A 378-nucleotide genomic window follows, 5' to 3' on the forward strand; every position below is an offset into this window, starting at 1 on the left:
ACTTACTACACTTATTATTGATTATAGGCACGATACCGGTTCTCATACCCTAAATGGTCAAAACGAAGAATCGCCCCTGACAACTCTTCTTCAGAATTGAACTATTAGATAATCATTGTTGCGGATTAATAATATGACTGGCCCCAATAAATTTGGAGCCAGTCGAAGATCTTATTGCAAAGTTACCTCAAACTCATAAGCATGATAATCCTCTAAATGACCATTCGTATAGTTATAAAAGAGCTCAATTACCGCATTGGTTTGCGTCAGGCTTTCAATTATGAACTGTTGCTCTACACCAACGGATAATGGCGATTCAGGCACAAAGCTAACCGTACCGTCTTCGTCAGTCACCTTGATCTGTAAACGTGACGCAGA

General features: G+C 39.7%; 1 protein-coding gene. It reads right to left on the reverse strand.

Annotated features, from left to right (window positions below):
* Positions 1-171: 171 nt before the first annotated feature.
* Positions 172-378, reverse strand: a 207-nt coding sequence (locus A3761_RS27460; protein WP_197472970.1) for a hypothetical protein, incomplete at its 5' end; no start/stop codon positions are given.

Source organism: Oleiphilus sp. HI0123, assembly GCF_001635315.1.